Annotated in this window: 13 protein-coding genes and 1 other RNA gene; 5 read left to right on the top strand and 9 right to left on the bottom strand. The window is 60.2% G+C overall.

Annotated features, from left to right (window positions below; translation table 11 throughout):
• Positions 1-143 precede the first annotated feature (143 nt).
• Positions 144-758: a hypothetical protein gene (locus tag Q1K31_RS00765; RefSeq protein ID WP_300375657.1), complete on the top strand. Its 615-nt coding sequence runs from the start codon at positions 144-146 to the stop codon at positions 756-758.
• A 173-nt stretch (positions 759-931) separates the two neighbouring features.
• Here the strand turns inward: Q1K31_RS00765 and ffs are convergent.
• Positions 932-1028, bottom strand: an RNA gene (gene ffs, locus Q1K31_RS00760) — signal recognition particle sRNA small type.
• A 165-nt stretch (positions 1029-1193) separates the two neighbouring features.
• On the opposite strand from ffs, the gene nudC reads away from it, so the two are divergent.
• Positions 1194-2111 (top strand): NAD(+) diphosphatase, encoded by a 918-nt coding sequence (gene nudC / locus Q1K31_RS00755; protein ID WP_300375655.1) that lies wholly within the window; start codon positions 1194-1196, stop codon positions 2109-2111.
• Between the two features lie 138 nt (positions 2112-2249).
• Here the strand turns inward: nudC and Q1K31_RS00750 are convergent, their stop codons facing one another.
• Complete coding sequence (locus Q1K31_RS00750) at positions 2250-2705, bottom strand: YHS domain-containing (seleno)protein (RefSeq protein ID WP_300375653.1); 456 nt, start codon at positions 2703-2705, stop codon at positions 2250-2252.
• 20 nt (positions 2706-2725) lie between these two features.
• Complete coding sequence (locus Q1K31_RS00745; RefSeq protein WP_300375651.1) at positions 2726-3244, bottom strand: hypothetical protein; 519 nt, start codon at positions 3242-3244, stop codon at positions 2726-2728.
• Positions 3245-3422: 178 nt separating this feature from the next.
• Between Q1K31_RS00745 and Q1K31_RS00740 the strand changes: the two genes are divergently transcribed.
• Together Q1K31_RS00740 and Q1K31_RS00735 are read left to right on the top strand one after the other, a co-directional pair.
• On the top strand, positions 3423-4340 hold the full coding sequence (locus Q1K31_RS00740) for a LysR family transcriptional regulator (protein ID WP_300375649.1): 918 nt from the start codon (positions 3423-3425) through the stop codon (positions 4338-4340).
• An 87-nt stretch (positions 4341-4427) separates the two neighbouring features.
• On the top strand, positions 4428-5252 hold the full coding sequence (locus Q1K31_RS00735; RefSeq protein WP_300375648.1) for a hypothetical protein: 825 nt from the start codon (positions 4428-4430) through the stop codon (positions 5250-5252).
• Positions 5253-5320: 68 nt separating this feature from the next.
• Here the strand turns inward: Q1K31_RS00735 and Q1K31_RS00730 are convergent, their stop codons facing one another.
• Entirely contained in the window at positions 5321-7318 is a 1998-nt protein-coding gene (locus Q1K31_RS00730) for a DUF885 family protein (RefSeq protein WP_300375646.1), read from the bottom strand.
• Between the two features lie 96 nt (positions 7319-7414).
• Positions 7415-8776: a M17 family metallopeptidase gene (locus tag Q1K31_RS00725; protein WP_300375644.1), complete on the bottom strand. Its 1362-nt coding sequence runs from the start codon at positions 8774-8776 to the stop codon at positions 7415-7417.
• A 117-nt stretch (positions 8777-8893) separates the two neighbouring features.
• Here Q1K31_RS00725 and Q1K31_RS00720 point away from each other — a divergent pair, with 117 nt between their 5' ends.
• The gene (locus Q1K31_RS00720) at positions 8894-9796 is read left to right on the top strand and encodes a hypothetical protein (protein WP_300375642.1); all 903 of its coding nucleotides are present in this window, start codon (positions 8894-8896) and stop codon (positions 9794-9796) included.
• Positions 9797-9872: 76 nt separating this feature from the next.
• Here Q1K31_RS00720 and Q1K31_RS00715 read toward each other — a convergent pair whose 3' ends face one another.
• The 4 genes from Q1K31_RS00715 to Q1K31_RS00700 are packed head-to-tail and all read right to left on the bottom strand — an operon-like array spanning position 9873 to position 14786.
• Positions 9873-10844 (bottom strand): type II secretion system F family protein, encoded by a 972-nt coding sequence (locus Q1K31_RS00715; RefSeq protein WP_300375640.1) that lies wholly within the window; start codon positions 10842-10844, stop codon positions 9873-9875.
• A gap of 12 nt (positions 10845-10856) precedes the next feature.
• Positions 10857-11885 carry a type II secretion system F family protein gene (locus tag Q1K31_RS00710; protein WP_300375638.1) on the bottom strand — a complete coding sequence of 343 codons (1029 nt, stop codon included), beginning with the start codon at positions 11883-11885 and terminating at the stop codon, positions 10857-10859.
• A 2-nt stretch (positions 11886-11887) separates the two neighbouring features.
• Complete coding sequence (locus Q1K31_RS00705; RefSeq protein ID WP_300375636.1) at positions 11888-13399, bottom strand: ATPase, T2SS/T4P/T4SS family; 1512 nt, start codon at positions 13397-13399, stop codon at positions 11888-11890.
• Positions 13400-13418: 19 nt separating this feature from the next.
• Positions 13419-14786, bottom strand: coding sequence for an AAA family ATPase (locus tag Q1K31_RS00700; RefSeq protein ID WP_300375634.1), 1368 nt, complete (start codon positions 14784-14786; stop codon positions 13419-13421).
• Positions 14787-14808: the final 22 nt, after the last annotated feature.

The following is a 14808-nucleotide window of genomic DNA, read 5'->3' as shown; positions in this document are numbered from 1 at the left end:
CCTCTTTCATACGTAATTTTTGCAATTTTATTTTCGGGTTAATAAAAACGGCACAATTCGTTCCAGCTCTGTATGGCGATAGCATACGATTAAAGATCACCCGCCAAGATGATCGCAAACACTTGGGGAAATGACTTTTGCAGATGAATGAACTGATTGAACTATCTTGGAATACCCAATTCACATTAGCTGTTGGATACGCTTCCTACATAGTTTCATACAAAGGTATTAGGGATCACCACACAACTCTAGACATCATATTTTGTACGTTAGTTTTTGGCTTTTTTGCTACGTCCATAATGTGGCTATTTCGATCCGTAGGCTGGCCCATTTGGGCTGGCGCAGCTCTTAGCATTCCAACGACTCTCGTTGGCGCTTTACTTTGGCGCTCTCATGGAAGGATTCACCTACAGGATATTCTCGAAAAAAGCGGTATCCAAAGCGACGATACACCATCGGCCTGGAAGGCACTCTACGAAATCAAAGGCTGCGAAGTTAAACAGATATCTATCGAAACTAACGATGGACACTGGTTAAGGTGTGATGACACATCATTATTTTTCGATTGCCCTGGAAGACCAGTGACTCTGGGCGCCGATGGGGGCGTCCTGCTTTATCTTACCCATACAAGACTCAAGGGCGAGGAAGCGAAATCTCAAAATTCCGTAATAGATAAAAACTACGGAAGCCGATTAACTTATGTCCCGCCGTCGAATATTAAAAGAGTAAATATTAGATACAAAAAATTGGAAACCTAGCCTTCCTCGGAAGGAGGCGGCTCTGCTGAGTTGTCTGTTTCACTGGGCGTTCGAGGCTGATAATTTGCTTGACCAGAATCTGGCTTTGGCGTTTTGGGCGTAAGATTATTACGCACTAGCTCTCGATCTTCTTGCCTTTTATTTTTTTCCAATATTCCCTCCCAAAGAAATAAAGCGGAGACTGGACAGTGACCCGGAGGGAAACTCGTTAGGGCTGCTTCGTTCCCGATCTGACCCGGTTGGCGAGGACTCCGTCCACCGCCAGCCTCCTGAGGCCCTATATCGCGCGCGTAAGCTCCAGTGACAAGGGGCTGGATGCGGTGAGTTTCGCCCTGCCGCGCGAGACCTCTTGAGCCCTCGCCTGCCCCGCCGTCAGGGGTGATTTTCGCCGCCGCCTTTATTGCAGCGTCTCGAAAGGCTGCTAGGTGTAGCGCCATGACGAATTCCGATCTCATTCCGCTGGGCGCGCGCCCGATCGACCGGGCCGGCCATCACCGTTCCGACCCTGACTGGCTGGAGGCTGCCTATGGCCGGGAAGATGTGCTCATCCTCGTCATGCAGAAGGGGCTGCCCCTGGTTGCGCCGGGCGGCGGGCTGGTCTGGATGGGGCCGGAGATTGCGAAGGCCGCGCCGGATGCGCGCCGCCTGTTCCTCGGCCTCGACAAGCAGGGCACGCCAGTCTTCGCCGCGGGCTTGCGCGATGATTTCGACCTTGATGGTTCGCTGATCGCAGGCACGGGCGAGTTCATGGACTTCCGCATGGCGATGACGAAGCTCTCCGAACTGGAAGCTAATCTCGCCTCGACGGCACGCTCGATCTTCGAGTGGCACAAGTCCCATCGCTTCTGCGCGGCCTGCGGGGTGGAAAACGAGGTGACGGAAGCAGGCTGGAAAAGTGTCTGCCCGGCCTGCGAAGCCCAGCACTTCCCGCGCACAGATCCGGTGGCGATCATGCTGGCGACAAGTGGCGACAAGTGCCTTCTGGGGCGCCAGAAGATGTGGCCGGCGGGCATGTGGTCGTGTCTTGCCGGGTTCATCGAGCCGGGCGAGACGCTGGAACAGGGCGCGGCGCGCGAGCTGCACGAGGAGGCGGGGATTGTCTGCCATCCGGCGAATGCGGAATATCTCTGCTGCCAGCCCTGGCCATTCCCGTCATCGCTGATGATCGGGCTTCTGCTGCCTGCCGAGAATGAGGACATCACGGTCGACAAGACCGAGCTTGAGTCAGCACGCTGGGTGTCGCGGGCCGAAATGCGCGATGTGCTGGCGGGCAAGCATGATGAAATCTTCGCGCCGCCGCCCTTTGCCGTCGCCCATCACATCATGAAGATCTGGGCCGAACGCGACGACTGAGCCTCTGTCTGCCTGACTGCATGTCTGCCAGAAAATCACCCCATACATACGAAAGGCCCTGCACCGAGGGGGAGTGCAGGGCCTAAAGCCGGGTGAAGCGGGACAGGGGGGTGAGGGGAGGAGGGAATTCTTGCCCCGCTAATTCAACACCGTCGGCCAGTTCGTATTACCCTTCTCAATGAACGCCGCCTGGTTTTGTTCCCAGCGGTCCTGAATTTTTCCATTATAATTGAGGTAGAGTTTTCCATCGACGATTTTCCAATGGCCGGGATCGCCCTTGGCGGTCTTGCCTTCGGCCACGGCCCAGGCGCAGTAGCCACCGTATTGCGGGGCATATTTCGCAGGGTCTTCCTCGAACATGGCGAGGTTTTCGGCACTGGCGAAGCGGAATTCTGCGCCCTCATACTCGGTGGAAAATTCCTTCTTGCCCTTCACGGGCTGGCCTTCTGTGAAATAGGCCACCGGGTCATGCCCGCCAACGGCCGTGTCGGAGAAGAGGCCGGTATAGACCGGATCCTTGTCGGCATGGGCCGGGGCGGCGAAACCAAGACCGAGGATGCCGAAGGCGATTGCGGCGGTGAGGGTGCGTTTCATGAGGGTCCTCCTTGGTGGGGTCATGCGTTCGCAGGGGCTGTCGGGGCGGCTGCAGCCGGGCGCGTGGCGGGCAGGAAGGTTCCCGCCAGACCACGCCCGACCGCAGCCAGTTCATGACGGCGGATGACGATCAGGGAAAGGGATATGACCCAGACCACGCAGGCCATCATGAAAAGGCCGCCGCCATCATTGTTCGGGTCGATCCCGAGCGACGTCCAGAGGTGGAAATTGACCGCGCCGCTCATCACGGCGAGTCCGATCAGCGCGCCAATGGCCTGAAAGCGGCGCAGCGCCGGCAGGATACCGATGAGCAGGAAGGCCGAGGCGACCAGCTCGGCCGTGCCGATGACATACTGGCTGAACAGGCCGGTCTGGGCGAACAGGCCATCCGCGCCGAGGCTCGCCGCCCAGGCGTCGAGATTGCCGAAGATCACCTGCGTCTCTTCAGCATTGGTGAACTTGAAGCGCAGGCTGTCGAGGAAAACGAGCGCCGCGATGATGGCGGCGACATGCGGAATCCAGGTGCGGATACGGCTCATGACTGACGTCCCCTTTTTGTCTCTGATCATGAGATAGGCTAACGCTGCGTCACTTGCGAAGCACGCCTTCGTGAACCGGGCTCACATTCCGGTGAAGCCGCAGGCCCGTAGCTGGCCCTCGAAACGCAGGGGCAGTCGCCTTATATATGCAAGTCACGGGTAAGAGCGGGAGAAGATCATGGACCGTCTGGACGCGATGCGGCTGTTCATCAGGGTCGCGGATACGGGCAGTTTCTCCAGGGCTGCGGCCGATCTGGAGATGGGCCAGCCGACGGTCTCGCGGCGCATCCAGGACCTCGAGACACAGCTTGGCGCGGACCTCTTCCTGCGGACGACACGCGCATTGAGCCTGACCGAAGCGGGGCAGAAATTCTATGAACGCGCCCGCGGGATTCTCAGTGATTTCGAGGAGGCCGAGGCGGAAGTGCGCGGGCTCGACAATGAGCCTTATGGCCAGCTGCGCATCACGGTGCCGCACTCGCTCTCGCGTGTTGTCGTCGCCCCGGCCCTTGCCGGCTTCATGCGGCAATATCCCGACCTCTCGCTGGATGTGATTTCCGACGACACCTATACCGACATCGTACAGGAGGGCATCGACATCGCTTTCCGGCTCGGCGAGATGGCCGATTCCAGCCTGATGGCGAAACGCATCGCGCTCAGCCCGCGACGGCTGTGGGCCTCCCCGGTCTACCTGGCCCAGCTGGCTGGCGTGGAAAGCCCGGACACCCTGCCGCCCGATGACGCGCTGCACCTGCGCCACAAGGCCACTCACAAGCACTGGGCCCTGACCCACAGGACAGCAGGCTCACGCATCGATCTGCGTGTCGAGGGACGCTTCCGCGCATCCTCCGGCGACATGCTGATCCAGGGCGCACAGGACGGGCTCGGCTATATCCTCGCGCCTGACTGGCTGGTCTGCGAGAAGGTGCGCGCGGGCCAGCTCGTGCCGCTCCTGCCCGACTGGGAGGCCGACGCCCTCCCCCTGCACGCGGTCTGGTCCGGCGGCAAGCTCAAGGGCAAGGCCCGGCTGCTGGTGGATCATATCGCCGAGGCGATGAAGGCGGTGGAGCTTCGCGAACCCGAATCCGTCGCTTAGACACCGGATCGCGAGTGGCGCGCGTCCGGCTGGACAAGCAGCCAGATTTGGCGAGGGTGTGGAAAGCGGAAAGCCCGGAGCCGAGTGATGCGTATCACAACCCTGTCAGTCTTCCTGCTTGCCAATGCCGGCCTCTCGGCGGCGCAGACAGATAACGCCAATGATGACGCCTTTCAGCGCAGCCGCGCGGCAATCGCCGAGGCGGTTCGGCTTGCGGGCGAGGACAAGTCGCGTTGCGAGCAGGATAGGCGCACCGTGCGCTATGCCGGGCGTACAGATCTTGGGCTCTATGCATGCCTCTATGAAGCCGTGCAGAGCGGCGCCCAACACCTCACGATAACGTCCTTTGGCGGGCCGGTGGTGAATGCCATTCCCGCCGCCGATATTATCGCCCGGCACGGCATGAGCGTTTCGGTGCTGGGCATTTGCGGCTCTTCCTGCGGCAACTATCTCGCGCCGGCCGCCACCCGGCTTGGGGTGCTGCCCTACTCGCTGATCTCAGTTCACGGTGCGCCCCATCCGCCGGACGAAAGAAAAATTAGAGAGGCGCTGAGAAAGGCTGGCAACAGCCGGGAACAGATTCGAATGTTTCTCGGCCCGAATTTGCGCCGCGGGCGATTTGAATACGCGCTGCACCAAGCGTTCCAGCGCCGCCATGGGATACATGACGGGCTTTACGATGCAGACGCATTGAGGTCTGCACAGGTCAGGTTGAGGGGCATGCCAATGCTATACCTCTCGCGGGAGACCATGAGCGCTTGTGCGCCGAACCTCCACCTGGACATGTATTGGGAGCCTGAATCCCAGGATGACGAGGCGCGCCTAGAGCAGCTCTTTCCAAACAGTTCGCGGGGCGAGTACGGCGCGCTGAGTGACGGCCGGGTCTGCCGCGAGACAGGGACCGCCGACTGAACGCAAAAAAAACGGCTCCGAGGCCATGTGCCACGGAGCCGTTCTGGTTGCACCTGAGGAGAAGAGACCTATTCCTCGGTTTCCATCTCCATACCTGTGTCTTCGGCTTCAGGCTCCGTGTCACCATCGGCCGCGTCATCAGACATATCGGCGTCGCCAGCCTTCACCTCCTCGATCCAGGTATTGACCCGGCGCTCGAGGATCATGAGCGGCATGGCACCGCCGCCGAGGATGGTGTCGTGGAAGCCCTTGATGTCAAAGTCTTCGCCAAGCTCCTCTTGCGCGTGCGCACGCAGTTCGAGGATCTTCAGCATACCGATCTTATAGCTGGTTGCCTGCCCCGGCATCACGATATAGCGCTGGATTTCGGAGCGGGCCTGCGCGTCAGTGACGGCAGCATTCTCGGTGAAGTACTCATAGGCTTCCTGCTCGGTCCAGCCTTTCGAATGCAGGCCGGTATCGACAACAAGCCGGATGGCCCGCCAGATTTCCGAGCCGAGACGGCCGAATTCAGACATCGGGGTCTCGTAGGTGCCCGGCATCTCGCTGGCGAGCTTCTCCGAATAGAGTGCCCAGCCTTCCGAATAGGCGGTGAACCCGGCCTGGGTGCGGAATTGCGGGATGTTTTCAAGTTCCTGGGCGATCGAGATCTGCATGTGGTGGCCCGGAATGCCCTCATGATAGGCGATCACTTCAAGCTCCCGCTTGGGCATGGCCGTCATGTCTGACAGGTGAGCGTAATAGGTGCCCGGACGTGAGCCATCCGGTGTGCCCGGATAATAGTGCTGGGCCGCCCCGTCCTGCTCACGGAAAGGCTCGACGCGTTTCACGACGAGACCGGCCTGCGGCTGGATACCGAAATAGTCCGGGATCTGGGTCTCGATATTCTCGATAGCGGCTGTGGCATCCGCGATATAGGCATCGGCGCCTTCATCGGTGTCCTCGTAATAGAGGTCACGATTATCGGTTTCCTCACGCAGATAGACGAAGAATTCCTCCAGCGTCCCGTCAAAACCATACTCTTCCTTGACCGCCTGCATCTCGTTCTGGAGACGCTCGACCTCATCAAGACCGATCTGGTGGACCTCATCGGCAGTCAGGTCGGTTGTCGTCTGCTGCTGCAGGCGGAAATTGTAATAAGCCTCGCCGTCCGGCTGCGTCATGCCAGCGCCGGTCGGGTTTTCCGGGGCTTCCGGCAGGGCTTCCTCGGCCCATGTGATGAGCCGCTCATAAGCCGGCTGGAACTCTTCGGTGAGTGCGGTGCGCGCCTCTTCACGCAGCGTGCCTGCCTGTTCGGCGTCAATCTCGCCGGCCTCTTCGAGCGCGGAAATTTCCTTCTCGACATCCGCCCAGAGGTCTGACGGGTCACCATCGGTGAACGGGGCCCCGGTGATCACCTTTCCGGCCTGTTCGATGACACCCTCAAGTGCGAAATCCGGTGTCTCGACACCGCGGCTGGCGGCTTCTTCCGCGATGGTCAGGAGCTGGTCGATGGCGCGGGCGCCTTCCCCGATCCGCGAGACATAAGCCTGCATGTCATCGGCGTTGTCGACCTGGTGGAACTGGATCAGCAGGGTTGGCAGGAAGCTCTGCGCCCCGTTCATCTGGTCGAAGGTATAGCCGTTATAGAAGTACTGCATGCCTTCCTGGGCCATCTCGGCCTGGTACTTCCAGATGTCCCAGGAGTTCCGGGCTTCCTGGCTCAGCTTGTCATAGTCGAATTCGGCTTCCATTTCCTCGACGGTGGCCAGGCGCCAGTCGAGTTGCTCCTGTGCGGCCTCACGCGACATGTCGTCGATCTGGCCATGCTTGTCCTTGCGGCCAAGGAAGGTCAGCTGGATAGGGCTGAACTGGAGCTGTTCCTCATACTTCTCGTCGAACCAGGCATTGAGGCGCTCGGTCTCGGCCTGGACAGCTTCCTGGGAGGCTTCTCCCCCGGAACTGGACGCTTCCCCCTGTGCCGGAGGTGTTGGCGCATTCGCCTCTCCGGTCTCTGGGGCGGACGCCTGCTGGCCGCAGGCGGCGAGGACGAGGGCGAGGGCGAGGGCTGTCAGACTGACGCGCATGTAAAATTCTCCCGGACTTGTAGATACCCGGCTAGTCAGCAGGATTTTTGTTCATGCGCAAGGTTACTGGGACAAATTACCCGTTATTCCATGCCCTCAGGCATAACGTGTCCTGAGCATCGTCCAGACAGCACGCAGGCCACACGCGGCCGCGCCTTCGGGACGGCCATACTTCGCAAGTCGCCAGCCCCAGACATCAAGGTGTACCCAGCGCTCGGCCTCGACGAACTGTTTCAGGAAGATTGCCGCCGTTATCGAGCCTGCAAAACGCCCGCCTGCATTCTGGATATCGGCAATGTCGCTCTTGAGCATGGACTTGTACGGGTCCCAGAGCGGCATACGCCAGACCGGATCGCCAGAGACGGTGCCAGCCGCATTGATCGCGTCAGCGGTGTCGCCATCATCGGTGTAGAAAGGCGCAAGCTCCGGACCCAGCGCGACGCGGGCTGCGCCGGTGAGCGTGGCGAAATCAATCAGCAGGTCCGGCGAGCCTTCGCAGGCCCGCGCAAGTGCGTCCCCGAGGATGAGCCGGCCTTCGGCATCGGTATTGTCGATCTCGACGGTGAGCCCCTTGCGCGTCGACAGGACATCGCCCGGACGGAAAGCGTCTCCGGCAATAGCGTTCTCGACAGCCGGGACATAGAGCTTCAACCGGACCGGAAGCTTCGAGGCCATGACCAGCTTTGCCAGCGCGATGACGTGGGCCGACCCGCCCATATCCTTTTTCATGATGCGCATCCCGCTGCCCGGCTTGAGGTTCAGCCCGCCCGTGTCGAAGGCCACGCCCTTGCCGACCAGCGCAAGCTCGGGATGGTCCTCATTGCCCCAGGACAGTTCGATGAAACGCGGTGCTTCGGGGGCTGCACGGCCGACCGCATGGACCATCGGATAGTTCGCATCGAGCAAAGCGTCCCCTGTCGTGACCTCGATATCGGCACCATGCTCCTCGCCGATCTGGCGCACAGCCTGCTCGATAGAGGCCGGTCCCATATGCTGGGCCGGGGTATTGATAAGGTCCCGAAGCAGAGCGATGGCATCGGCCTCGCGCTCCAGCGCGTCAGCATCGCTGTCATTGCCGATGACAAGACGCGGCGGTGTGTCAGTGTCCTTCAGGTAGCGGTCGAAACGGTAGGCGCCGTCAGCCCACCCTGCCGCAATGTGGGCGAAGGGCAGCCCGGCATCACGGGCAATCTCGTAATCCCCCTCGGGCAGTTTCGCAGACAGGGCTGCTACTGCCAGGGCATCCGGCGCCTTGCCGAGACCAAAGAGGACGTGCTTCAGACGGCCTTCATCATCCGCCTCAAGCACCATCTCGCCTGATTTTCCGGTAAAGCCTGTCGCGCGGGCCAGGGATTTCAGACCGGACGGGACTTCGTGTTCAGCTTCGCTCCAGTCGAGCGGGCGCACGAGATAGACGGAAGCGGCATCGCTGGCGGTGGCGGTGAAGGCTTTGTACATGGAAACAGAAAAGTCCCTTGAGCTGAAAACGGTTAAGCGATTGCGCGTCTTTGTTAACTGATCCTTGACCCTCGCAAACGCAAGGTGGCCGGTAAATCTCACGCCGGAGCGTCCTGAATGTCCAGAGCAAAAGCCACTGCCTTCGCCCTGCCCTTGCTCTCTGCCGCACTCATCGCCGGGTGTGCAAGCACAGGCGGCAAGGAGGCCGTGAAAGAATCAGAGATCGAGCAGGCCGTAGCCGAGAAACTCGAACCGGCCACACAGGCCGAAATCGAGGCGGCTGAGCGCGCCGATCCTCTTACAAGAGCGAATTTCTGGGCCAAGGAGTTCCGTAAGGATCCGACAAAGCTCGATGTAACGCTGCAATTCCTTGAAGCCCTGCGCGCCATCGGCAGCCAGGAACGTGCTATCGAGGTCGCCGCCAAGACCATCCCGCTTCATCCCAAGTCGGCCGAACTGAAGATTGTCATGGCGCGTGCCCTGATGAGCGAAGGACGTGCAAACGAAGCGGCTGACGCCTACTATCAGGCAACGACCCTGGCACCGGGCAATGCGGCCGCTTTTGCCGGGCTTGGCCTCGCGCTCGATCATGTCGAGCGCCATGCAGATGCCCAGAGGGCTTACACGACAGCACTGGACATTGCCCCCCAGCGTACTTCGACGCTTTCCAATTTCGGGCTCTCCCTCGCGCTCTCAGGCAATCTCGATGCCGCCGAGGCGCGTCTGCGCGAAGCTGCATCCATGCCGGATGCCAATGCGCGGGTGCGCCAGAACCTTGCGCTCATTCTCGGGCTTCAGGGCAAGTTCGACGAAGCCCGCGAAATCGATCCGCATGCGCCCAAACGCAAGGTCGAAGAGAACATGCAGGCCCTGAAGGATATGCTGTCTCCGGTGCGGGATTACGGGACGCTGCGTGACGACCCGCCTGCTCCGTCCGAAACCGAACAGAGGGAACTGGCCCCAGCCCAGGAAGAAGCATCGGCACCACCTCAGCTTCGTGGCTCACTTGGCGGCAATTAAACGCAAACCGGTCGGGATAATTTTCCAGGCCTGATGATTGCCCGGTCAAACCGCGCGCAAATCACCCGCCCGTACCCTAGCTGCCGGCATTCATTTCCGTGTACTTGATATAGGCCGGACCGAGCACGACCAAGAAGAGGACCGGCAGGAAGAACAGGATCATCGGCACCGTCAGCTTGGCTGGCAGGGCAGCGGCCTTCTTCTCAGCCTCTGACATCCGCATATCACGGTTTTCCTTGGCCATGACGCGCAGCGCATCACCCAGCGGCGTACCGTAGCGCTCGGCCTGCATCAGCGCCATGCAGACAGATTTCACGCCCTCATGGCCCGTCCGCTTGGCGAGATTCTCATAAGCGGTGCGGCGCTCCTGCAGGTAGGCGAGCTCGGCCGTGGTCAGCTGTAGCTCCTCGGCAAGTTCCGGCGAGGCCGGGCCGATCTCTGCGCCCACCTTGGCGAAACCCAACTCGATCGACATGCCCGACTCGACACAGATGAGCAGCATGTCCAGCGCATCGGGGAACGCCTGCATGATGGATTTCTGGCGCTTTGAGGCCATGTTGGAAATATACAGGTTCGGCGCATAGAAGCCGATGGCGGCACCAACGATGACCGCACCTATCTTCATCTGGGGCGAAAGGCCGAGATCGTTGATGAGGAAGATATACAAGAAAGCTGAAAGCGCGCCGATAATGGGCAAGGCGAAGCGGCAGAAATAGAAGATGGAAAGCGGGCGGGGCCCCCGGAAGCCAGCCTGTACGAGTTTGGCCTGAATATTCGGGTCTTCCAGCATTTTCTGGAGATTCAGCTTACCCGTGATCTGACTGATGGTCCCCGTATCCTCGCGCTTCAGGCCCTTCTTTTCGAGCGCTTCACGGCTGGCACGGCGCAGCTTTTCGCGCTGGGTCGTCACCTGCTTGAGGCGCGTCTCCAGCTTGTCGCCCTTGAGCGCAGGCAGCATGACAGAAGTGATCGTTGCGAACATCGCAATCGCAGCCAGCATCGAGGCCAGCATGGCGGGATCACTGAGAGAATTTGCAAATGCCTGCATTTCAACGCCTCTCTAGATATCGAAATTGATCATGCGGCGCATGACCGTGATACCGATGAACATGAGACCACCTCCCATGAACAGGATCATGTGGCCGGTCGGATCGAGGAACAGCTCCATGATGTAGTCCGGGGTCGTCAGGTAGACCATGAACGCTACGGCGAACGGCAGGGAAGCGATAATGCCCGCTGAAGCCTTCGCCTCGGAAGACATCGCCTTGATCTTTTCGCGCATCATCTTGCGCTGACGGATCACGGAGGAAAGGTTGCCCAGCGCCTCGGAGAGGTTACCACCGGACTTGGACTGGATGGTCAGCACAATGACGAAAAAGTTTACTTCCGGCAGCGGCACACGCTTGTAGAATTGCTGCAGGGCCCGGTCGATTGTCGTGCCCATCTGGATATTGTCCGTCAGGTTCTTGAACTCGGTACCGAGCGGGGCCGGGCTTTCGGCCGCGATGATCCGCAGACATTCCGTCAGGGGTAGGCCGGACTTCACACCCCGCACGATGACGTCGATGGCATCGGCGAACTGGTTGGTCATCTTCTTGTGGCGCATCTTGGTCATGACGCCCAGGACCCAGCGCGGAACACCAAGGAAACCGGCAAAGCCTGCCGCAAGCACCATGGCCGGGCGGGACTTGATTTCAATGCCCATGACCGGCGGCGGCCCTTCGGCACCGGACATGAAGGTCAATGTCGCGAAAACGACACCGAGGAGGGCTGAGAATACCCAGAACATCTCGGGCTTTATATCCAGGCCAGCCTGGACAAGCTTGGCCTTGATGTCCTGTGGCATAAGCGATTTACGCCGGGCTTCATCACGCTGGCGCAGCTTTTTCAGCATCTGCTGGGTCTGGCGCCGGCGCTGGCTGACAGCATCATCATCGCCGCGTGATTTGCCGCCCTTCTTGCCTTCCTTGATCTGCTTGGCGCGTTTGGAGGCCGCCTCGCTGGACCCGCCCGTCAGCGCAAAGCCAACCCCTGCCAGGGCCAGGAAGGCCAGGCCTGCAACGAGAAAGACGGTCAGATCACCGCTCATGGTCATGCATCCAGTGCATCAATGGCCGAAGCAAGATCGCGCTCGAGGTTGAAGTAGGAGGCACGCTCCCAGAAGCGGGGACGCCCGATGCCGGTGCCGCGATGACGCCCGCTGACCTTGCCGTCTTCGTCTTCACCGTCCATCTCGAACTTCAGGACATCCTGAAGAATGATCGTATCGCCTTCCAGGCCCATGACCTCCGTCACGCACATGATACGGCGCGACCCGTCCCGCAGGCGCGAGGCCTGGACCACAACGTCAATCGAGCCGACAATCATTTCACGGATGGTTTTCGCAGGCAGCGAGAAGCCACCCATGGTGATCATGGATTCCACACGGCTGAGAGCTTCACGCGGGCTGTTGGCGTGCAGTGTGCCCATCGAACCGTCATGGCCTGTGTTCATGGCCTGCAACAGGTCGAAAGCTTCCGGCCCGCGAACCTCACCAACAATGATCCGTTCCGGGCGCATACGCAGACAGTTCTTAACGAGATCGCGCATCGAGACTTCGCCTGAGCCTTCAATGTTCGGCGGGCGTGTTTCAAGGCGCACGACATGGGGCTGTTGTAGCTGAAGTTCAGCGGAGTCTTCGCAGGTGATGACGCGCTCGGTGGGGTCGATGAAACCGGTCAGACAGTTGAGCAGGGTCGTCTTGCCCGAACCTGTACCGCCCGAGATCAGCACGTTGCAGCGCGAGTGACCGATAATGCGAAGGATCTCGGCCCCCGCCTCGGATATGGAGTTGAACTTGACCAGATCGGCCAGGCGCAACTTGTCCTTCTTGAACTTACGAATGGTGAGCGTCGGCCCGTCAATCGCGAGCGGCGGGGCAATGACGTTCACACGTGAGCCGTCGAGCAGGCGCGCGTCACAGATCGGAGAACTTTCGTCGACGCGGCGGCCGACCTGGGAAACGATGCGCTGGCAGATATTCATCAGCTGCGCATTGTCACGGAAGCGGATATTGGTCCGCTCGATCTTGCCGTTCACCTCGATATAGGTCGTGTCGGCACCATTCACCATGATATCGGCGATGTCGTCACGGGCCAGAAGCGGCTCGAGCGGGCCGTAGCCGAGAACGTCGTTACAGATATCGTCAAGCAGGTGCTCCTGCTCGGAGATCGACATGACGACATTCTTGATGCTGATGATCTCGACGACGATGTCGCGGATTTCCTCGCGCGCACTGGCCGCATCGAGCTGGGCGAGCTGGCCAAGGTCGATCGTGTCGATGAGCGCGTTGAAGATGGTCGTCTTGGTCGCGTAATACTCTTCGGAGCGAGTATCGACCTTGTGGATCTTCTCCGCCTCCATATCGGGTGGCGGCTTCAGGTCGACCGGCTTCGAGGCCGCAGTCCGCGGCGGTTGCGCACCCGGCTTGGGAGGCTGTTTGGGCGGCGTGCCCTGCCCCTGTGGGCGCGCAGGAGGTTTCGGCTGCGCAGCAGGTGCCTGACCGGCAGGCCGGGGGGCCGGTTGTGGCTGGCGAGCAGTTGCTGAACGTTTGCCAAAGGACATTGCGGTTACCTAACCAGGCTTACTTTCCGAGAAGTTTCTTGAGGAAGGATTTCTGGGGCTTCTGGGTCTCGCGCCCGGACAGCTGGGAGGCCAGCTCATCAATCGACATGGCGGGCTTGGACTGCGGGTCAGCCTCGGAAATCATCTGACCCTTGTTCGATGCCGTGCCGAACAATTGCGGATCGAAGGCCAGGACCATATCCGGCTCGAGCTCAATCGCATCGGCGAAATCCTTGACCGGAATTTCCGGCCGTTTCGGCACGCCTGCCATGTTGATGATCAGGCGCGGGGGATTGTCATTCGGACGCTGTGACTTCAGCTGGTCGATCAAATTCTTGCCGTTCCGCAAGGAAGCAAGATCGGGCTGGCAGACAAGGATGACCTCATCCGATGTGATCAGCGTGTTGTAGATCCACTGGGACCAGCCGTGCGGCAGATCGAGGACGACATAAGGCATCAGGCGCCTCACGCCTTCGATCACCATCGAATAGGACTGGGCGTCGATATCCATGATCTGGTTGACGCTGGCTGGTGCAGTGAAAAGCGACAGCCGGTCGGTCGCCTTGGCAAGCAGGCGGGAGATCACCGCATCATCGGTACGGTCCGGCGAAAGCAGGGCATCGGCGATGGTCTGCTGGGTTTCCTGGTTGAAATCGAGCGACGTCGTGCCGAAGGACAGGTCGAGATCGACCAGGGATGTATTGACCAGCGCATTCTCAGCAAGCGCCCAGGCGAGATTGTGAGCGATCGTCGATGAGCCGACGCCGCCCTTGGCCCCTATGACGGAAATGGACTTGCCGACAAAAGGCGCGTCCGGGTCCGTGAACAGCCCGCCAACGGACCGGACAAGCTGGACCGGCTCGATCGGCGGCACAAGATATTCGCTAACCCCGCGCGAGACGAGCTGGCGGTAAAGGGGGATGTCGTTGGTTGCCCCGATCACCATGACCTGCACGCCTTCTTCACACTGCGCAGCAAGCTCGTCGATCTTCTGGATCATCGACTTGGAAGGTGCAGACGATTCGACAATCAGCAGGTTTGGCGTCGGATTCGAGGCAAGGTGCTCGATGGCGGCCGGTATGCCGCCGGGATGAACCTCGACCGTGGTGTTGATCATCCTGCGGTCACTCGCCATGCGCTCAAGGACGTCGCGGGTCTCACCACTTTCGTGGAAAGCCAGAACGGCAATCGCAGGAATAGCCCGGTCGCCGCCCTGAAAAGCATTCATCGGCGGAGGAACGACGGCCTCGGCGCCAGCGTCGTCATGAGCATTATCGACAGGCCCGGTGAGCTGATTGATCAGGTCTTCGCCGGACGAGTCCTCGGAGTTGGTCTCATCGAATTCGAGGTCGAATTCATCGTCGAAAAGTGCGTTTTCTTTACTCATAAACCTATCCCAATCACGCGCC

The organism is Henriciella sp. (assembly GCF_029936995.1).
Lineage (GTDB): Bacteria > Pseudomonadota > Alphaproteobacteria > Caulobacterales > Hyphomonadaceae > Henriciella.
This window is presented reverse-complemented; position numbering and strand designations above follow the sequence as displayed.